We start from the raw sequence: 19588 nt of genomic DNA on the forward strand, positions 1-19588 counted from the left end.
CGGCCGAGGGCCGTTACAGGATGTGCATCTGCTGGGCCGCTGCGGTCAGCTCGGCGCGGAAATCCGGATGGGCAATCGAGATCATTTCCTGCGCGCGCTGTTTGGCCGACTTTCCGCGCAGCTGGGCGACACCGAATTCGGTGACGACGTAGTTGATGTCGTTCTTGCTGGTGCTCATGTGGGTGCCGGGTGCCAGCGTGGGCACGATGCGGGTGATCCGGTCGTTCTGGGCCGTGGACGGCAGCACGATGAAGGCCTTGCCGCCACGCGAGCGGTTGGCAGCGCGCACAAAATCGGCCTGGCCACCGGTGCCGGAATAGGGCACCGAACCCAGACTCTCCGAGCCGCACTGGCCGAGCAGGTCGATTTGCAGCGTGGCATTGATGGCCATCAGCTTGTCATTTTTGGCTGCCAGATACGGATCATTGGTGAAGTCAACCGGGTGGATTTCCAGCGCCGGGTTGTGGTCCATGAACTGGTACAGTTTTTTGGATCCGAGCGCAAAAGTGGCGATCATTTTGCCCGGCAGATAGGTTTTTTTGCGGTTGGTGACGGCGCCGCTTTCAACCAGCGTCAGGATGCCGTCGCCAATCATTTCGGTGTGTACGCCCAGGTCATGCTTGTGGGTGAGTTGCATCACCACCGCGTCCGGAATGCCGCCGTAGCCGATCTGCAGCGTGGAGCCGTCGTCGATCATGTCGGCCACATACTTGCCAATGGCGACCTGCACCGGGCCAATCTTTGGCAAGCCCACTTCCATCACTGGCTCGCTGCTTTCCACCAGCGCCGCGACTTGCGAAATATGCACGTGGCAATTGCCATAAGCAAACGGCACATTCGGGTTGACTTCCAGCACCACGGCGCGCGCCTTGGCCACGGCGGCCATGGTGTAGTCGGCGCCCAGGCTGAGCGAGAAATAGCCGTGCTGGTCCATCGGCGACGCCAGGGAAAACACCACGTCGGCCGGAATCTGGCCGCGCTCGATCAGGCTCGGCATCTCCGAGAAATAGCTGGGAATGAAATCGATCCAGCCGCTCTGGCCACCCGAGCGGGTAGAAGCACCAAAGAAAAACGCCACGTGGCGCACATGCTCCACCGTTTCCGGATCGATGTAGTCAAACTTGCGCACGGCCAGAATTTGCGCCACCTTCACGCCCTGGAAGCGGCGCCGTTGCACGGAGAGCTCGGTCAGCAGCGTGGGCGGCTCGCCAACCCCGGTGGGGACGATGATGAAGTCACCGTTTTTGACCTGATCGATGGCATCTTGCGCGGTGCCACGTTTTTTTTTGTACTGGGCCTGAATTGACATGGTGCGTTATCTTCCCTGTGGGTTGGTATGGTGATGTGCAGCTTGCAACCCGTAATGGTAGTCCAGGTATGGTGAGCGGCCTGGGGCCGGCCTGCACATCGCAGCCGGCATCAGTGCCTGCAAACCTGAATCCACAAGCGCCCCTCAAACGTTTCCCCCGGCGCCAGCAGCACCGGCCTGGTCACGCAGACCGGCTCCACACACACAAAGCGCCGCCAGTCGCCAGCCGGCAAATCGGCCAGTGCCCTGGCGCCGGCTTCGCCGGGATTCCAGACCATCCATTGGTCAAAGCCGCTGGCGCTCAGCCGCAGTGAATAGCCGCCCGCGTCCAGCGTCACCGGCGGGCAAGCCTCATACAGCCGCTCAAAAGGCTGCGTGGTCCAACACAGGTCGCCGGGCGGCTGGCTTCGCAGATCAGTGTCATAACGGTCTTGCACCCCCAGCCCGGCCAGGCCTGTGGCGCTGCTGGTCAGCACATCCCGCACCGCAAAATAGGGATGCAGACCGCCGGTCCAGTTGAACGACTGGTCGCCGGTGTTGCTGACCCGCAGTACGAACACCAGTTCATCAAGCTTGGACTTGACCTGCAGACTCAGCCTGGCGGCGTGCGGCCAGTTGGCGTCATCCTGCGGCTTCATGTCCAGTTCATAGCGCAGCTGGCGCGCACCCTGAGCGGCTGTGTCCTGCAGCAAACGCCAGTGAGCCGTGCGCACCAGACCATGCTTGGGTAATACGCCCTGGTCGGCGAACTGCGGAAACAGCACCGGCACGCCACCGCGCGCGGGCGCGGCGGCTGAACCGGGGCGGGGCACGCTCACCGACAAGGGGCTCAGGTAAAAAACGCGCGCTGCGTTGTCAAGCCAGGCCTGCAACACCTGTGCGCCCAAGTCCTGGTGCGCCAGCCGGGGCGCTGTTTCAAGCGCGTCAACCATTTTGCTGGCCCGCCGCCGTGACAACCTGTGCATCGCACAACAACTGGGCGCGCGCGGGGGTCTCTGCCTCGACGCAGCAGCGCAATTCAGGTGCGTTGCCGGAGGGGCGCAAATGCACAATATCGCCCGACTCAAACGTCACGCGCAGGCCATCGGTCTGGTCTGTCTGCATGACAGCGCCAGCTTGCGGCGCCAGGGTGAGTGCCAACGCAGCCGGCGCCGCCAGCAATTGCTGGATCAGTCTCTGGCTCTTGTGCGTGGCGAAGTCTTGCAGGCGGTCGCTGGCGGTGTAGCGCGCCGGCAAATCCTGTGTCAGCGCCGACAACTTGCAAGCCCGTTCGCGCGCCATGCACAGCAATGCCAGCATGGGCAGCACCGCATCCCGCGTCGGCAATGAGCCCAGTGTGACAGCCACGTTTGAGAGGGAGGCGGCGACGGTCGAAGCTGAGCCCATATTGAATGTCCAAGTGTCCGTGAAATTGCCCGCGACGGTGCTGGCAAACGATGCGCTGGGATTCAAGGTGGTAGCAGCAAAGCTGTTGGTAACGCCGGCCAATGCGATGACTGCAGTGGCAACCAATGATTTGATTTTCAAGGTATTTCTTTCAAAGGTTTGATATGGGACAAGTGACGCATCAATAGTAGAACTGGGGATTACCCTGGTCCATAGACCGTTCGGACTATGAGAGCGCTGTAAAACTCCCTTGAATGTGAGTTTTGTGTAAGTTCTGCTTCGGCAGTCCAAGCCATGGAACAGATTGTTCGCAATGGTTCATGCCGTCAGGGCGAGGCATGGAGAGGCCTCTTTTGACACCCGTGGTGCCACGAGTGCGCGAAGCTGGCCGAGTTGGCCTCAATGCCTGACGAGTCCTGCCACGCGGCGCGTCAAAACAGCACTGTCACAGACATAGGACAAGCTGCCAGGGCTGATCGCAGAAAGTGTGTTGCGGCAACTCGCCCGTATTGGCAGGCGGTGATGGGATGGGGTCAGACCGACAAACGCGCCTGGTAGCGCTGGGCAAAAGAAATGCAGGTCAAAAATCGGGCTTGCATCACCCGCCTGAATCAACTGTGAAGGCGGCGTGCTGGTCTTGCCCAAGCAGCTCTACCAACTGCGGTAGCGCCAGCTGCAACGTCGCCTTCAAGGTGTGGGGCGGGTTGATGACGAACATGCCGCTGGCGGGCAGGCCCGGGCGGATGATTTCGCCCTCTTCATCGGATGTCAGCTTGCTGGATTTGACGGTCAGCGTTGCGTTCAGCCAGGGCTTGCCGGCTTTGGTGGCCAGCGTCTTGAGCTTGCGCGGCACATCGTGCGCTTCGGGGCGGGGAATGATCGGGTACCAGACGACATAGGTGCCGGTGGCAAAGCGGGTCAAGGCATCGGCCACCATGGCGACCACGCGGCTGTAGTCGGTTTTGATTTCATAGCTTGGGTCACTCAATACGAGAGCCCGTCGCGCTGGCGGCGGCAGAAATTTCTTGATGCCTTCAAAGCCATCCTCGCGTAACACGGCCACCTGGCGACCGGCTTCGAGTTGCGCAATGTTGGCGGACAGTGTCTTGGCGTCGGTGGGGTGAATCTCGAAAACCTTCAGCTTGTCGCGCTCACCCAGCAGGCGCTGAATGATGAACGGCGAGCCGGGATAGACCTTGTGGCTGCCCTTGTTGTTGAAGCTGGCCACCAGGTCCAGGTAGTCTTTGAGGGCTGGGGCCAATGTCTCAGTTGTCGTCTTTTGCTTAACTACTTTTTTAATAGCTGTTGGCGTTTGACTGGCGGGGGCTACAGGCTCATTTAATGCGGAAACCAGGCGCAAAAATCCCTGGCCCGCTTCACCACTGGTGGCGGCGTACTCACCATCGAGCCGGTACAAGCCGGCCCCGGCATGGGTGTCGAACACGGTCAGCGCGGTGTCTTTTTGCAGCAAATGTCGCAAGACGGCCAACAGCACGGTGTGTTTGAGGACGTCGGCATGGTTGCCGGCATGAAAGGCGTGGCGGTAACTAAACATGGGGGTAATGGTAACCGGCAGCGAAGTGCCTTACTGCCATTGGGCTGCCGTTACCATTGGATGGGCGGTGGTTAGGGCCGGCGGACCAGGTATCCGCTCTCTGGCCCAGGCTCGCGGGCTTGCAGGGTTGGTTCGCCGTCGCTATGGCCTCAACTTGTCATAGATGTGTGCCTGCATCGTGATCGCCGCGAATGGGGTCGTCGATCGGACACCCGATCCACCAGCCCGAGTGGCGGTGTTGGTGGCTGGAGGGTTCAGATTCGATACAAAGGAATGCTGGATGGATGTTGGATGTGTAGTTGAAATGCTGCCCGGAACATGATCACTCTCTTCAGAAGCTCCCCACTGGCCTTGAAGCGACAGTTCCAGTCGTCTTCGACTTTTTCGTGGCATCAAGCTTCATACAGTCCGCAAACCATACCGCCCGCCTGGCACGAGGCTCCGGCAATAAGGCGAAACACAAGCGGCAAAGACGACGCCCGTAACAACGAAAACGGGGGTCTTTCGCCAAATCTCCTATAATGCTCGGCTTCGCAGCGCTTTTGTGGCTCCGCGGCGAAGCTTCGATCCCACCTAAGAGATTCCCATCAGAGGAACGCCGACCGTGGAAAAGAGCCCGACAAACCCTCTCTAGTAGAAAACTCATGACCAAAACTTTCAGCGCTAAAGCAGCTGACGTGGTGCACGAGTGGTTTGTGATTGACGCGACCGACAAGGTCCTCGGACGAGTAGCCAGCGAAGTTGCTCTCCGTTTGCGCGGCAAACACAAGGCCATTTATACGCCTCACGTCGATACCGGTGACTTCATTGTCATCATCAATGCAGCCCAGCTGCGCGTCACCGGCGCCAAGTCGACTGACAAAATCTATTACAGCCATTCTGGCTATCCCGGCGGCATCTCAAGCGTCAATTTCCGCGACATGCAAGCCAAATTCCCTGGCCGTGCTCTGGAAAAAGCCGTCAAGGGCATGCTGCCCAAGGGACCGCTTGGCTATGCCATGATCAAAAAGCTCAAGGTGTACGGTGGTGCTGAGCACCCGCATACTGCCCAGCAACCCAAAGTGTTGGAACTTTAAGGAGCCACTGATGATTGGTGAATGGAACAATGGTACCGGCCGTCGCAAATCGAGCGTCGCCCGTGTTTTCCTGAAAAAAGGCTCCGGCCAGATCGTGGTCAATGGCAAGGCGATTGAAAAATTCTTTGGCCGTGCAACGTCCATCATGATTTGCAAGCAACCTCTGTTGCTGACCAACCACGCTGAAACGTTTGACATCATGGTCAACGTGGCTGGCGGCGGTGAGTCGGGCCAAGCCGGCGCGGTGCGCCACGGTATTACCCGTGCCCTGATTGACTACGATGCCACGCTCAAGCCTGAGTTGAGCAAAGCTGGTTTCGTCACGCGTGATGCGCGTGAAGTGGAACGTAAGAAAGTTGGCTTCCACGGTGCACGTCGCCGCAAACAGTTCAGCAAGCGCTAATTTCAGTTCGAATTACGCCAACGACATGTTGCCAAACAACAGCCGCCAGAATTCAGATTCCGGCGGCTGTTTGCATTCTGGCTCGCCGATTTCTGCAGCATGCGCCTGCGCTTATTCATTCGCCGCCTGACGGTCAGCGCCCCGCGCATGGCGGTGCGCAGCGCCATGCCCTGGCCCTTGCGTTGGCTGGGGCTGGCCGTTGTTTTTGGTTTCTGTGCCGCCCTGGGTCTATGGGCGTTCGAGTTTGGCAAAGACATTGCGGGACTCGACCGAGGCAGCAAAGAAGAACTTCAGCAAGCGCGGGCCGAACTGGCGGCCTTGCAGGCCGAGCTGGTGACAATCAAGGCCGCGCGTGATCAGGCCCAGTCCGTCGCCAACACCGTCGACACTTTGCTGACCACGGAAAAGGTGACGCAGGAAACGCTGTTGGCCCAGAACAAACAACTCCAAGCCGAAAATCGCAGTTTGCGCGACGACCTTGGTTTTTTTGAGAAGCTGATTCCGGCCTCGGGTGGTGGCGGGATTGCGATCCGTGGCTTGCAGGCCGAAGTCCGCAACGGGCGTGAAATAAAATGGCAAGTGTTGGTGATGCAAGCGAGCAAAAACGCGCCGGAGTTCAGTGGCCAATTGGCGTTGAGCTTCAGCGGTGTGCTCAACGGCAAGCCGTGGCTGGCCACCTTGCCGGGTGGTGCGCAGACGTTCAAGCTGAAACAGTATGGCCGCATGGAAGGCGTTTTTGAACTGCCGGCACAAGTCGTGGTCAAGGGCCTTAGCGCCAAGGTGCTGGAGGGGCCAGTTGTGAGATCGGTGCAATCCATCAAGCTATAGTGCAACGCAGCGAACGAAGAATTTCAGGAAACAAACGTGTTCAACAAAAAGAAGCAACCGCCCATCAAAAGCCTGATTGCCGAGGGCAGTCAGATTGACGGCAACATCAACTTCACCGATGGCTTGCGCATTGATGGTGCGATTGTCGGCAACTTGTTTGCCGAAACCGACAAGGCCAGTATTTTGGTCATTTCGGAGGCTGCCACGGTGATCGGTGAAATCCATGCCGATCACATCATCGTCAACGGCGCGGTCAAAGGGCCGGTGCATGCGCGGGTCATGCTGGAACTGCAGCCCAAAGCCCGCATTCAAGGTGATGTGCACTACGCGGCACTGGAGATGCATCAGGGTGCCATCATTGCTGGGCAGTTGTACCCGCTCGCAGGCGCTGAGGCGGAAGCAAAGCCCATACTGAAACTGGCGGCAAACAATGGCTGACTGAATTGTTGAGCTAATTGCTGTAGTATTCTTTAACTTAATTTAACGGAGAAATCCATGAGCGCCGTCGCAGAAACTATCCAGACTGAAATGCCAAGCCCGATTCTCTTCACCGACAGTGCGGCCGCCAAAGTAGCCGACCTGATTGCTGAAGAGGGTAACCCGGACCTGAAGCTGCGCGTGTTTGTGCAGGGTGGCGGCTGTTCCGGCTTTCAGTATGGTTTCACGTTTGATGAAATCACCAATGAAGACGACACCACCATGACCAAGAACGGTGTGTCCCTGTTGATCGATGCCATGAGCTACCAGTATCTGGTGGGGGCCGAGATTGATTACAAGGAAGACTTGGAAGGGGCGCAGTTTGTCATTAAAAACCCCAACGCAACCACCACCTGTGGCTGCGGATCGAGCTTCTCTTAAGGGGATTGGCGGCGTTGACCGGTCAGGCCGGGTAGATCGCACCCAAGATACGGGCGCCGCTGGCGCCCGTTACTTTTTCCAGGCTTGAAGTTTTGCGTAACAGCGTATTGCGTGCCAGCCAGGCAAAAGCGGCGGCTTCCACTTGCAAGGGCGGTAAACCGCGGGCTTGCGAAGAGATCACTTTCAGCCTTGGCAGCAGTGCTTGCAGTCGCACCATCAGGTGGCTGTTGAATGCGCCGCCGCCGCACACAATCAGGGTGCTGCTCTCGGAACCGTAGCGCTTGACGCAGGTGGCACATACGCTGGCCGTCAGTTCGGTGAGTGTCGCCTGCACATCCACCGGCGCTACCGAGGAGAATTTTTCAAGTTTCCAGGTGAGCCAGCCAGAGTTGAACAGGTCGCGCCCCGTGCTTTTCGGCGCGGATTGCGCAAAGTAGGGCTCGTCCAGCAAGGCCGCGAGTAACTCGCCATGCACGCGCCCGGCTGCGGCCCATGCACCGTCGGCGTCGAACGGTTGACCGATGTGCTGCAGGCACCACGTGTCCATCAAGGCGTTGCCGGGGCCGCAGTCAAAACCCAGCACGTCATGGCTGTGAAAACAAGAGGGTGGGTCAGCGTCCAGCACGCCCGCTGGAGATTCAGTGGCGGGGCAAGGGCCCAATACGGTCAGGTTGGACATGCCGCCCAGATTCAGCACGGCCAGCGTCTGGTCGGGCTGCCCGAATGCCGATTGGTGAAAAGCCGGTACCAGCGGCGCACCCTGGCCGCCGGCCGCCACATCGCGGCTACGGAAATCGGCAACCACGTCCATGCCGGTCAGCTCGGCCAGCAGGGCGGGGTTATTGAGTTGCAGGGTGTAGCCGGTGCCGTCAAAGGACTGCGGCTGATGGCGCACCGTCTGGCCGTGGGCGCCGATGGCCGCGACGGCGCTGTGCTCGATGTCCGCCAATTCAAGCAACTGGGCCACCACGTGGGCATAGACGCGTACCAAGGCATTGGCGGCCAGTGCCGCGCGGTGTAATTCGTTCGTGCCAGGGCTGTTGAGGGCCAGTAACTCATGGGTCAAGGCCGTCGACAAAGGCGCATTGACATGCGCCAAAACACGCAGGTGCGCGCCAGAAAAATCGACCACTACGCCGTCCACGCCGTCCAGCGAGGTGCCGGACATCAGGCCAATATACAGATCAGACACGCCGTGCTAGGGGGCTGTTGAACTCAGACCAGCGTAATTACTGTGTGCTGCCGGTTTGCATTGATGCCGCTGCCGCAAGTGCAACCCGGTTTTCGGCGGCGAGTCGGGCAAAAACAGGCTTCGCGGAGTCTGACAGAGGCGTGGTCACGTTTTCACGGGCAATGTTCTGTGGATCCGTGTAGACGCCATTGATACGGTACTCAAAGTGCAAATGCGGACCGGTCGCCCAGCCGGTGGCACCTACGGCGCCAATGTTCTGACTCTGGCTGACGCTCTCACCCTTGCGCACATTGATGCGACTCAGGTGGGCATACACTGTTTTGTAGTTGTTGCGGTGCTGGAGGATGATGACGTTGCCATAGCCGTTTTGCACGCCGGCAAAATCAACCACACCATCGCCGACGCTGCGCACGGCAGTACCCGTGGGTGCACCGTAATCGACACCCTGATGTGCGCGCATGACCTTCAAAATGGGATGCATACGCATCTTGAACCCGCTGGTGACACGGGAAAATTCCATCGGAGAGGCCAGAAAGGCGCGCCGCAGGCTTTGGCCGTCCAGCGTGTAGTAGCCGCCTTTGCCGCGGGTGTTTGCAGTACCAGCACTACTGGCAGTCACGGCGCCACCCAGCGCAGGGTCCTGGAACCACATCGCTTGAAAGGTCTTGCCGTTGTTGACGAATTCGGCGCTCAGTACGCGGCCGGTGCGCAGCGGCTCACCGTCGCCTTCGAGGGTTTCGTAGACCACAGAAAAGCGGTCACCTTTGCGCAGGGAGCGATGGAAATCGATGTCGCCGGCAAAAATTTCAGCCATCTGGGTGGCAATATTGTCGGGAATCCTGGCGTCGTCAGTGGCGGCGAACAATGAACTCTGGATGGTGCCGCTGGCGAGGTGACTGGTGGCGGTCAGCGCTGCCGACTCCACGCGCGACACAAAGCCCCGCGCTGTTTTTTCCAGCACCAGTCGGTTGAACTTGCCGTCGGTGTCGCTGTTCCAGCGGGCGCTGAGTTTGAGCAAGCCGTTGTGCTCGCTGGTCTCGGCGGTCACGTTGCGGCCACCGCGTCCGATCAGGACCTGCCGAGCAGTGGCATCCGAGCGCAGGAAAGCGGCGGCGGCGGCGTCATCGACGCCCAGACGCTTGAGCAAGGTGTCGGCGGTATCGCTGGAGCGGGTAATTTCTGAGCGGAACAGCCTGAGCGCCTGGAGGTCCAGGTCAGCCGGAACGACAATTGGCAGTGCCTGTACCGGTTCCAACAACTCACGCACGGGTAATTCAGAAGCATCGGGCGCGAACGAGGCAACGGCGAAGGCGCCACCGCCACCGCTGAGCAGCAAGGCCGCGATGACGGCAGTGATACGTTTAGGATGCTGATGGATGAACTGGCTGGAAACAGCCAATAAAGCATTTCCGGCGCCAAGTAGGCTGTTTATCAAAACAAGTAGTCCAGGTAAAGGTTGCTGTGTGCGCAACCGAACAGACAGGAAGCACGTGCCTGGCGAATTAAACTCAGGCACTTGAGAAAACGCAAAGTATAACTTCGGCCCATCTGCTGGCATCGAGAATAACCCTTATGAATCAAGCTGCTACCGTCCCCTTTTCTGTAACAGATCGTGTCCGGGAGGCGCTCGCCGTGACTTTGCGCGGCTGTGAAGAGTTGATCCCGCAAGACGACTGGATCAAGAAACTGGCCCGCTCCGAGGCCACCGGCGTGCCGCTGCGTATCAAGCTCGGACTCGATCCCACTGCGCCTGACATCCATATTGGCCACACCGTGGTGCTCAATAAACTGCGCCAGTTGCAGGACCTGGGCCACACCGTGATCTTCTTGATTGGCGACTTCACCACCCTGATCGGTGACCCGTCTGGCCGCAACACCACGCGCCCGCCCTTGACCCGTGAACAAATCGAGGTCAACGCCCAGACCTACTACCGCCAGGCCTCCATGGTGCTGGACCCATCGAAAACCGAGATTCGCTACAACAGCGAGTGGGGCGACACCTTGGGCTCGCGCGGCATGATCGAGCTGGCGGCTAAATACACCGTGGCGCGCATGATGGAGCGCAACGACTTTCACGACCGCTTCAAGTCCGGCACGCCGATCAGCGTGCATGAGTTTTTATACCCTTTGATGCAGGGCTACGACTCGGTGGCGCTGCGCAGCGACCTGGAACTGGGTGGCACCGATCAGAAATTCAATTTGCTGATGGGGCGCCATTTGCAGGCCGAATACGGCCAGGAGCCGCAGTGCATCCTGACCATGCCCCTGCTCGAAGGGCTCGACGGCATAGAGAAAATGTCAAAGAGCAAAGGCAACTACATCGCCATCAGCGAAGACGCCAACACCATGTTTGCCAAGTGCTTGAGCATCTCGGATGTGTTGATGTGGCGCTGGTACACCTTGCTCAGTTTCAGGAGTGAGGCAGACATTGCCAAACTCCAGGCTGAGGTGACGGCTGGGCGCAATCCGAAAGATGCCAAAGTGGCGCTGGCCAAAGAGATCACGGCGCGCTTTCACTCCGCCGCTGCGGCCGAAGCCGCCGAGCAGGATTTCGTCAACCGTTCGCGCGGTGGCGTGCCCGACGAGATTGCCGAAGTGGCCCTGTCGCTGGGCGACGGCGGCGCTCCCCTGGGTATCGGCGCCTTGCTCAAGCTGGCCGGCCTGGCTGCGTCCAGTGGTGAGGGCAACCGCCTGATTGACGGTGGCGGCGTGCGCATCGACGCCAGCGTGGTCAGCGACAAAGGTCTGAAGCTGGGTGCGGGCACCTACGTGGTGCAGGTTGGCAAGCGCAAGTTTGCCCGGGTCACACTCGGCTAAGCCCGTCATGGCCTTTATCCCCGAGCGTTTTTTGACGCCGCAGCGCCTGCTGCTGGCGTCGGTGGTGGTGGCCATCATCACCATCACACTCAAGACGCTGGCCTGGTACATCACCGATTCGGTCGGTTTGCTCTCAGACGCGATGGAGTCACTGGTCAATCTGGCCAGCGCGATTTTTGGTTTGTTGATGGTGACCATCGCACAGCGCCCGGCGGACGACGATCACCCCTACGGCCACCACAAGGCGGAGTATTTCTCCAGCGGTTTTGAGGGGGTTTTGATCATTGCGGCGGCCGTGGGCATTGTCTGGGCCGCGGGTCACCGCTTGCTGGACCCGCAACCGATCGAGCAGGTCGGCTGGGGCCTGGCCTTGTCGGTTGTCAGCTCAGCCTTGAACGGCTTGATGGCCTGGTTCATGTTCCGCGCCGCGAAAGTGCACCGCTCGGTCGCGCTGGACGCCGATGCCCGTCATCTGGTGACCGATGTCTGGACCTCGGTTGGCGTGGTGGTCGGCATTGGCGCCGTGGCCCTGACCGGCTGGCTCTGGCTGGATCCGGTGGTGGCGATCGGTGTCGCGCTCAACATCTTGTGGGAAGGCGCCCACCTGATGTGGCGCGCGTCGCAAGGGCTGATGGATGAGGCGGTGGAACCCGATGTGCTGCGCCAGATCCAGAAAACGCTGGCCGAGTTTGCCCATCCCACCATCCGCTTTGACCATGTGACGACGCGCCGCTCGGGCCAGCGCCGTTTTGTCGACATGCACATGCACATGCCCGCGAGCTGGTCACTGGGGCGCGCTGCTGCGGTGCGCAGCAGCGTCGAGCAGGCGCTGATGAGTGCCGTGCCGGGGCTGCGCGCCACCATCCAATTGCTGCCCAGCGATGTGGAGGCTCATTTTGATGACGTGCGGGATTTGATATGACGCAGCACCAGATGGGCCTATGATCGCCGTCCTGCAACGTGTCAGCGAGGCCAGGGTGCTGATAGAGGGCCAGATCGTCGGCGAAATTGGCGCCGGGCTGCTGTTGCTGTTGTGCGCCGAGCGCGGTGACAGCGAGACCGAGAGTGATAAGTTGCTGAGCAAGGTGCTCAAGTTGCGCATCTTCAGCGACGCGGCTGGCAAGATGAACCACAGCCTGCAGGACATGGACGGCCGGGGAACGGCGGGTGGTCTGCTGGTGGTGAGCCAGTTCACGCTGGCGGCCGATGTGAGCGGTGGCAACCGGCCCGGTTTTACACTTGCTGCAGCGCCTGCGCAAGGCCGGCGCCTGTATGACCACTTTGTGGCGCAGGCCAGGCGGGCGCATCCGGTGGTGCGGACCGGCCAGTTTGGTGCCGACATGCAGGTGCATCTGGTGAACGACGGGCCGGTGACGATCCCGCTGCGCATGGCGCCACCCGCTGGCGTTGCGCCAGAATGATATTTTTTTAATAGCTATAAACCCAATGATGGCGGTGGCTTCAGGCCAATTTAGCCATTATTTTTTGTGAAGGACACAAGATGCCAAACACACTGCAAGACCGTTTTTTCACCACCTGTGATGCCGCGCTGCGCACGCTGTTTGTCACCCCCCATGCCGAGCGGGCGTGCCCGACCTTGCCCGGTGAGGCCACGGCGCTCACGGACGCTGAAAAAGTCCAGTCCGGTGCGCTGATGCGCGTCAACCACGTCGGCGAGGTCTGTGCGCAGGCGCTCTACACGGCGCAGGCCTTTGCGACAAAAAACGAGGCGCTGCGCGCGCATTTCACCAAAGCCAGTGCCGATGAGACCAACCATCTGGCCTGGACCCAGCAGCGCCTGGATGAGCTGGGCGCGCGCCCGTCCTTGCTCAATCCCCTGTGGTACGGCGCCGCTTTTGGCCTGGGCCTGCTGGCCGGGCGGCTGGGCGACCCGATCAGCCTGGGCTTTGTGGTGGAGACTGAAAACCAGGTGGAAGCGCATCTGGAGAGCCACCTGAGCCTGCTGCCCGCCAATGACCACGCCTCGCGCGCCATCGTGGCACAGATGAAGGACGACGAGGTCCGCCATGCGCTGGACGCGCAAAAAGCCGGGGCGGTGCCACTGCCCCCGCCGGTGAAGAGTCTGATGACGGCTGCCGCCAAGGTGATGACGACGGTGGCGCACCGGATCTGACTTAAACCTCGAACACCTCAAAACTGGTCGTTATGTCAGCGGTCTTGGCCAGCATCACGCTGGCCGAGCAATATTTGTCGTGGCTCATGGCAATGGCGCGTTCGACGGCGGCGGCCGGGATGCCTTTGCCTGACACGGTGAAGTGCATGTTGATGCGGGTGAATACCTTGGGATCGACCTCGGCGCGTTCGGCGCTGAGCTTGACCGTGCAGCCGCGCACATCGTGGCGACCGCGTTTGAGGATCAGTACCACGTCGTAAGCGGTGCAGCCGCCGGTGCCGGCCAGCACCGTCTCCAGCGGGCGCGGGGCCAGATTCAGGCCACCGTTTTCAGGCTTGGCTGCGTCCGGCGCGCCGTCCATGACCAGCGTATGACCGCTGCCGGTCTCGGCCACAAAACCCATGCCCGAGCGCGTACCCAGGGCGCCGGTCCAGCTGACTGTGCATTCCATGATTTGCCCACCTTGTGCTTTTAAAAGGTGTGAATTGTCGCCTGAGGCGGGCGTTTATCATTGACAGCTACTTAAAGCCCCCCCTATGACGACCGAACACCTCAAACCCGCCGACTACCTGAAAAAAATCCTGACCGCCCGCGTCTATGACGTCGCCGTCGAGTCCGCGCTGGAGCCGGCCCACGCCTTGAGCCAACGCCTGCACAACACCGTGCTGCTCAAGCGCGAGGACCAGCAGTCGGTGCACAGCTTCAAGCTGCGGGGTGCCTATAACAAGATGGCGCACCTGACGCCGGAGCAGTTGAAGAAAGGGGTGATTTGCGCCTCGGCCGGCAACCACGCCCAAGGTGTGGCACTGAGCGCGAAGCGCCTGGGCACGCGCGCTGTCATCGTCATGCCCACCACCACACCGCGGCTCAAGATTGATGCGGTGCGTGGTCTTGGCGGGGAGGTGGTCTTGTTCGGCGACAGCTATTCCGATGCCCATGCCCATTCAGTCGAACTGCAAGAGCAGCAGGGCCTGACCTTTGTGCATCCGTTTGACGACCCGGACGTGATTGCCGGCCAGGGCACGATTGCGATGGAAATCTTGCGCCAGCACCAGGGGCGGCTCGACGCCGTGTTTGTGGCCATCGGTGGCGGCGGCCTGATCTCGGGTGTGGCCAACTACATCAAGGCGGTGCGCCCGGAGGTCAAAGTGATCGGCGTGCAAATGAACGACTCCGACGCCATGATGCAATCCATCGCGGCGAAAAAGCGCGTCACATTGCCGGACGTCGGCCTGTTCTCGGACGGCACGGCGGTGAAACTGGTGGGCGAGGAGACCTTTCGCATCAGCCGCAAGCTGGTTGATGAGTTTGTCACCGTGGACACCGACGCGGTGTGCGCTGCGATCAAGGATGTGTTTGTCGATACCCGCAGCATTGTGGAGCCCGCCGGTGCGCTGGCGGTGGCGGCGATCAAGCAGTATGTCGCGGCGCACAAGACCAAAGGCGAAACCTATGCCGCCATTCTGTGCGGCGCCAACATGAACTTTGATCGCCTGCGCTTTGTCGCCGAGCGTGCCGAGGTGGGCGAAGAGCGGGAAGCCTTGTTTGCTGTCACGATTCCCGAGGAGCGCGGCAGCTTCAGGCGTTTTTGCGAGTTGATCGGCAACCTGCCGGGTGGCCCGCGCAATGTGACCGAATTCAACTACCGCATCAGCGAAGCGGCGCAAGCCCATGTCTTCGTTGGCCTGACGACACACGGCAAAGGCGAATCGATCAAGATTGCCGCCAACTTTTCCAGGCATGGCTTTGCCGCGCTGGATTTGACGCACGATGAACTGGCCAAGGAGCACATCCGCCACATGGTCGGGGGCCATTCAAAATTGGCGCAGGACGAGCGCCTGTTGCGTTTTGTCTTTCCCGAGCGGCCCGGTGCGCTGCTGAAGTTCTTGAGCCTGATGCGCCCGGGCTGGAACATCAGCCTGTTTCACTACCGCAACCAGGGCGCGGACTACGGCCGTATTCTGGTCGGCTTGCAAGTGCCGCAGGCCGACACCGCCGACTTTGACGAGTTTCTCGATACGCTGGCCTACCCGTATGTGGAAGAAACCGCCAACCCGGTGTACCGGATGTTTTTGCAGTCATGAGCGTCTCGCTCGACGGCAAGCTGGTGGTGGCGATCTCCAGCCGTGCCTTGTTTGACTTCGAGGAAGAAAACGAGCTCTTTGAGCAGGGCGATGACCGCGCCTACATGGCGCTGCAGTTGCAGCGCCTGGACCTGCCCGCCAAGCCGGGCGTGGCGTTTTCGCTGGTGCAAAAAATGCTGGCGTTTAACGCGCTGGATGCCGGCAGCAACCAACCGGTGGAGGTCGTGATCCTGTCGCGCAACGACCCGGTCAGCGGCCTGCGCGTGATGAAGTCGGCCGCGCACTACGGCCTGCCCATCATCCGCTGCAGTTTCACGCGCGGCGAGCCGCCGTGGCGCTACCTGAAACCCCTGCACGCCAACCTGTTTCTCAGCACCCATTTAAGCGACGTGCGCGCCGCGCTGCAAGCCGGTGTGCCCGCCGCGCAGGTTTATCCGCAATCGGTCCACGCCGGCGACGCCTATCCGCATGAAGTGCGCATTGCCTTTGACGGTGACGCCGTTTTGTTCAGTGATGAAGCCGAGCGCGTCTACCAGGCCGAAGGCTTGCTCGCCTTTCAAAAGCACGAGGCCGATAAAGCGCAGCAACCGCTGCTGGCGGGGCCGTTCAAGCCGCTGCTGGCTGCCCTGCATCGCCTGCAACAGGCCGGCACGCCCCACATGCGCATCCGCACCGCGCTGTTCACCGCCCGCAGCGCCCCGGCGCACGAACGCGCCATTCGCACACTGATGGACTGGAACATCGAGGTCGATGAGGCGATGTTCCTCGGCGGCCTGCCCAAGGGCGAGTTCCTGCGCGAGTTCGAGCCCGATTTTTTCTTTGACGACCAGACCGGGCACGTCGATTCGGCATCCCGCCATGTGCCCTCGGGCCATGTGGCGAGCGGCATCTCGAATGCTTGAGGAGCCGCCATTGCCAGCGCATCAAAGTCCGCCCAGGGGTTGGTCCCAAAAACTCGGCGCCTTCAAGGCCTTCACGGCCCAGGCCTGGGCCTTGACCAAGCCCTATTTTCAGTCGGAAGAAAAGTGGAAGGCGCGCGGCCTGCTGGTTGCCATCGTCGTCCTGAATCTGGCTCTGGTTTACATGGCGGTGCTGTTCAACGACTGGAACAAGCTGTTTTACGACGCCCTGCAGGACAAAAATGCGACCGTGTTCTGGACCCAGCTGGGGCGCTTCACCTACCTCGCGTTTGCCTTCATTGTCATGGCGGTCTACAAGTTCTACCTGACGCAGTTGCTGGAGCTGCGCTGGCGCGCCTGGATGACCGGCCACTACCTGCAGCGCTGGCTGGCCAATCATGCGTTCTACAAGCTGGAATTGAACCGCTTCACCTTGCAAGCCAACGGTGATGCCCGCAATCCCGATAACCCGGACCAGCGGATTCAGGAAGACATCAACCTGTTCACCAGTTACACCATCTCCCTGACCATGGGGCTGCTCAATGCGGTGGTGACGCTGGCCAGCTTTGTCGGCATTTTGTGGGGACTGTCGGGCGGCTTTGCGTTTTCATTCAACGGCGGCGCGTACAACATTCCCGGCTTCATGGTCTGGATGGCGGTGCTGTACTGCGCGGCCGGCAGCATCCTGACGCACTACATCGGGCGGCCCCAGATCAAGCTGAATTTTCAGCAGCAGCGGGTCGAGGCGGATTTCCGTCACCACATGGTGCGGGTGCGCGAATACAGCGAATCGATTGCGCTGGACCGGGGCGAAGCGGTGGAACGCGTGCAGCTGGACGCCCGCTTCTCGCGCGTGCTGGGTAATTACCTGGCGTTGATCAAGGCACAGAAAAACCTGGTCTGGTTCACCAGCTTTTTTGGCCAGGCGGCGCTGGTGTTCCCGTTTGTGGTGGCGGCGCCGCGCTTTTTCAGCGGCGCCATCCAGTTGGGCGAATTGATGCAGATTTCCTCGGCCTTCGGTCAGGTGCAGGGCTCGCTCAGCTGGTTCGTGGACAGCTACAGCAGTCTGGCCAGCTGGCGCGCGACGACCGACCGCCTGACCAGTTTTGAAGCGTCTTTCAGGGCTCTAGCCTCCGTCGATACTGCGTTGTCAGCTACTGACTCTGTAGCACTTGATGCACATGACCTGACCGTGGCCTTGCCGGATGGCGCCGTGCTGCTGGCGGGGGCCGTGCTGCACGCCAAGCCGGGCGACAGCGTGTTGCTGCAGGGGCCGTCGGGCAGCGGCAAGTCAACCTTGTTTCGCACGCTTGCGGGCATCTGGCCGTTTGCCAGCGGCAGTGTCAGCCGCCCGGCGCAGGCCATGTTCATTCCGCAGCGGCCCTATTTCCCCAACGGAGCGCTGCGCGATGCGCTGGCCTATCCCGAAACGCCGGCCCGCTACAGCGATGCCGAGCTGCGCCAGGCCCTGACCGACGCCCTGCTGCCCCAAATGGCGGAGCAACTGGATCAGGCCGACGCCTGGAGCCAAAAACTCTCCGGCGGCGAGCAGCAACGGCTGGCCATTGCCCGCGTGCTGCTGAAAAAACCAAAATGGGTGTTTGCCGATGAGGCCACCAGCGCGCTCGACGAAGCGTCTGAAAATAAAATATACAAACGACTTGTGGCCCTTGTCCAGTCTGCGCAAGGCGCTATTGTTTCAATAGCTCATCGACCCACCGTGGCGACTTTTCATACCCAGCACTGGACGCTGGAAAAATTGCCGGAAGGCGCACCGGCAGGGTATCGGCTGAAAGCGCAGAGTGCCGATCAGCCCGCCGTTCGCGCAGCACAATAACGCTCATAACCGCGCGCGCGCAACTCGCAGGCCGGACAGCTGCCGCAACCGTAACCCCAGGCATGGCGGTGCTGGCGGTCACCCAGGTAGCAGGTATGGGTGTGCTCGATGATCAGGTCCACCAAAGCCTGGCCGCCGCCCGGCGTGCCGGACTTTTCACCCAGCTCGTAAGCCAGCGCCCAGGTGGCGGCCTTGTCGATCCACATCAGCGGGGTTTCAATCAGAAAGCGTTTGTCCATGCCGAGCGAGAGCGCCAGTTGCATGGCCTTGATGGTGTCGTCGCGGCAGTCGGGGTAGCCGGAAAAGTCGGTTTCACAAACCCCTGTGACCATCACCTGCAGATCGCGCCGGTAGGCCACGGCGGCGGCAAGCGTTAAAAACAGCAGGTTGCGCCCCGGCACAAAGGTGTTGGGCAGGCCGCTTTGCTCCATCTTGAAAGCGGTGTCGCGCGTGAGCGAGGTGTCGCTGACCTCGCCCAGCACCGCCAGGTCCAGCAGATGATCCTCGCCCAGTTTGCTTGCCCACTGCGGGAATCTGGCGCGGATCTCGTTGAGCACGATCAGGCGCGCATCGAGTTCGACCAGGTGGCGCTGGCGGTAATCAAAGGCGATGGTTTCCACCCGCTGGTACTTGGAGAGCGCCAGCGCCAGACAGGTGGTGGAGTCCTGGCCGCCAGAAAAAAGAACAAGGGCTGTGGTGTGCATAAAGGAGCGCTTGGGGAAAAACGGGGTGCGCCGGTATCAGTAAGGATTCTCAAAACCCAGCCGGGCCATGATCTCGCTTTCGCGCAATTCCATGACCTGGGCGTCTTCTTCTGCTTCGTGGTCCCAGCCCTGCGCGTGCAAGGCGCCGTGCACCAGCAGGTGGGCGTAGTGCTCTTGCAGCGTCTTGCCTTGTTCCTTGGCTTCTTGGGCCACGACCGGTGCGCACAGCACCAGGTCGGCCGTGACCACGGGCTCCTGCGTGTAGTCGAAAGTCAGCACGTTGGTGGCGTAGTCCTTGTGCCGGTAGTCGCGGTTCAGCGCCTGGCCTTCCTCGGTATCGACGATGCGCACGGTGATTTCGGCGTCGCTTTGCAGCGCATGGCGAAGCCAGCGCGCCACCTTGTGGCGGGGCAGGGCGCCGCGGTGCAGGGCGGGATTTTCAAGTTTGCCAAATTGCAGCGAAAGAGTCAGTTGGTTTAACATGATGTTTAAGAGAAATAGGCCGC

General features: G+C 60.7%; 21 protein-coding genes. 12 read left to right on the top strand and 9 right to left on the bottom strand.

Features of this window, described 5'->3' with window-relative positions:
• Positions 1-13: 13 nt before the first annotated feature.
• From RFER_RS03565 to RFER_RS03580, 4 genes are all read right to left on the bottom strand, one after another.
• Positions 14-1309 (bottom strand): acetyl-CoA hydrolase/transferase family protein, encoded by a 1296-nt coding sequence (locus tag RFER_RS03565; RefSeq protein ID WP_011463040.1) that lies wholly within the window; start codon positions 1307-1309, stop codon positions 14-16.
• A gap of 110 nt (positions 1310-1419) precedes the next feature.
• A complete protein-coding gene (locus RFER_RS03570) occupies positions 1420-2241 on the bottom strand; it encodes a D-hexose-6-phosphate mutarotase (protein ID WP_011463041.1) in 822 nt (273 codons plus the stop codon).
• Positions 2234-2836: a hypothetical protein gene (locus RFER_RS03575; RefSeq protein WP_244095792.1), complete on the bottom strand. Its 603-nt coding sequence runs from the start codon at positions 2834-2836 to the stop codon at positions 2234-2236. Before RFER_RS03575 ends, RFER_RS03570 begins: the two co-directional genes overlap by 8 nt.
• Before the next feature lie 457 nt (positions 2837-3293).
• The gene (locus RFER_RS03580) at positions 3294-4250 is read right to left on the bottom strand and encodes a 23S rRNA (adenine(2030)-N(6))-methyltransferase RlmJ (RefSeq protein WP_011463043.1); all 957 of its coding nucleotides are present in this window, start codon (positions 4248-4250) and stop codon (positions 3294-3296) included.
• 644 nt (positions 4251-4894) lie between these two features.
• Between RFER_RS03580 and rplM the strand changes: the two genes are divergently transcribed.
• The 5 genes from rplM (at position 4895) to erpA (ending at position 7415) form a co-directional block, all read left to right on the top strand.
• Complete coding sequence (rplM, locus tag RFER_RS03585) at positions 4895-5326, top strand: 50S ribosomal protein L13 (RefSeq protein WP_011463044.1); 432 nt, start codon at positions 4895-4897, stop codon at positions 5324-5326.
• Between the two features lie 10 nt (positions 5327-5336).
• Positions 5337-5729: a 30S ribosomal protein S9 gene (gene rpsI, locus RFER_RS03590; RefSeq protein WP_011463045.1), complete on the top strand. Its 393-nt coding sequence runs from the start codon at positions 5337-5339 to the stop codon at positions 5727-5729.
• A 99-nt stretch (positions 5730-5828) separates the two neighbouring features.
• On the top strand, positions 5829-6557 hold the full coding sequence (locus RFER_RS03595; RefSeq protein WP_011463046.1) for a DUF6776 family protein: 729 nt from the start codon (positions 5829-5831) through the stop codon (positions 6555-6557).
• A gap of 36 nt (positions 6558-6593) precedes the next feature.
• On the top strand, positions 6594-6995 hold the full coding sequence (locus tag RFER_RS03600; protein ID WP_011463047.1) for a bactofilin family protein: 402 nt from the start codon (positions 6594-6596) through the stop codon (positions 6993-6995).
• A gap of 57 nt (positions 6996-7052) precedes the next feature.
• Positions 7053-7415, top strand: coding sequence for an iron-sulfur cluster insertion protein ErpA (gene erpA / locus RFER_RS03605; RefSeq protein WP_011463048.1), 363 nt, complete (start codon positions 7053-7055; stop codon positions 7413-7415).
• Positions 7416-7437: 22 nt separating this feature from the next.
• Here the strand turns inward: erpA and RFER_RS03610 are convergent, their stop codons facing one another.
• Positions 7438-8607 (bottom strand): anhydro-N-acetylmuramic acid kinase, encoded by a 1170-nt coding sequence (locus RFER_RS03610; protein ID WP_011463049.1) that lies wholly within the window; start codon positions 8605-8607, stop codon positions 7438-7440.
• Between the two features lie 37 nt (positions 8608-8644).
• Positions 8645-10042 carry a M23 family metallopeptidase gene (locus RFER_RS03615; RefSeq protein WP_011463050.1) on the bottom strand — a complete coding sequence of 466 codons (1398 nt, stop codon included), beginning with the start codon at positions 10040-10042 and terminating at the stop codon, positions 8645-8647.
• Between the two features lie 137 nt (positions 10043-10179).
• On the opposite strand from RFER_RS03615, the gene tyrS reads away from it, so the two are divergent.
• From tyrS to coq7, 4 genes are all read left to right on the top strand, one after another.
• The gene (tyrS, locus tag RFER_RS03620; protein ID WP_011463051.1) at positions 10180-11424 is read left to right on the top strand and encodes a tyrosine--tRNA ligase; all 1245 of its coding nucleotides are present in this window, start codon (positions 10180-10182) and stop codon (positions 11422-11424) included.
• A gap of 7 nt (positions 11425-11431) precedes the next feature.
• Positions 11432-12346 (top strand): cation diffusion facilitator family transporter, encoded by a 915-nt coding sequence (locus RFER_RS03625; RefSeq protein WP_011463052.1) that lies wholly within the window; start codon positions 11432-11434, stop codon positions 12344-12346.
• 19 nt (positions 12347-12365) lie between these two features.
• Entirely contained in the window at positions 12366-12845 is a 480-nt protein-coding gene (dtd, locus tag RFER_RS03630; RefSeq protein ID WP_011463053.1) for a D-aminoacyl-tRNA deacylase, read from the top strand.
• An 80-nt stretch (positions 12846-12925) separates the two neighbouring features.
• Entirely contained in the window at positions 12926-13558 is a 633-nt protein-coding gene (gene coq7, locus RFER_RS03635) for a 2-polyprenyl-3-methyl-6-methoxy-1,4-benzoquinone monooxygenase (RefSeq protein ID WP_011463054.1), read from the top strand.
• Position 13559: 1 nt separating this feature from the next.
• Here coq7 and RFER_RS03640 read toward each other — a convergent pair whose 3' ends face one another.
• Positions 13560-14009 (bottom strand): OsmC family protein, encoded by a 450-nt coding sequence (locus RFER_RS03640; protein WP_011463055.1) that lies wholly within the window; start codon positions 14007-14009, stop codon positions 13560-13562.
• A gap of 85 nt (positions 14010-14094) precedes the next feature.
• Here RFER_RS03640 and ilvA point away from each other — a divergent pair, with 85 nt between their 5' ends.
• Genes ilvA through RFER_RS03655 form a run of 3 tightly spaced genes read left to right on the top strand, consistent with a single transcriptional unit; the run spans position 14095 to position 18378 of the window.
• Positions 14095-15642 (top strand): threonine ammonia-lyase, biosynthetic, encoded by a 1548-nt coding sequence (ilvA, locus tag RFER_RS03645; RefSeq protein WP_011463056.1) that lies wholly within the window; start codon positions 14095-14097, stop codon positions 15640-15642.
• Positions 15639-16544 carry a 5'-nucleotidase gene (locus RFER_RS03650; protein WP_011463057.1) on the top strand — a complete coding sequence of 302 codons (906 nt, stop codon included), beginning with the start codon at positions 15639-15641 and terminating at the stop codon, positions 16542-16544. The genes ilvA and RFER_RS03650 overlap by 4 nt, the downstream gene beginning before the upstream one ends.
• On the top strand, positions 16537-18378 hold the full coding sequence (locus tag RFER_RS03655; RefSeq protein WP_011463058.1) for an ABC transporter ATP-binding protein/permease: 1842 nt from the start codon (positions 16537-16539) through the stop codon (positions 18376-18378). The genes RFER_RS03650 and RFER_RS03655 overlap by 8 nt, the downstream gene beginning before the upstream one ends.
• Here the strand turns inward: RFER_RS03655 and queC are convergent.
• The gene (gene queC, locus RFER_RS03660; protein ID WP_011463059.1) at positions 18351-19082 is read right to left on the bottom strand and encodes a 7-cyano-7-deazaguanine synthase QueC; all 732 of its coding nucleotides are present in this window, start codon (positions 19080-19082) and stop codon (positions 18351-18353) included. The two genes, RFER_RS03655 and queC, sit on opposite strands and share 28 nt — an antisense overlap.
• A 36-nt stretch (positions 19083-19118) precedes the next feature.
• Positions 19119-19568, bottom strand: coding sequence for an rRNA maturation RNase YbeY (gene ybeY, locus RFER_RS03665; RefSeq protein ID WP_041791419.1), 450 nt, complete (start codon positions 19566-19568; stop codon positions 19119-19121).
• Between the last annotated feature and the right edge of the window lie 20 nt (positions 19569-19588).

The organism is Rhodoferax ferrireducens T118 (assembly GCF_000013605.1).
GTDB lineage: Bacteria > Pseudomonadota > Gammaproteobacteria > Burkholderiales > Burkholderiaceae_C > Rhodoferax > Rhodoferax ferrireducens.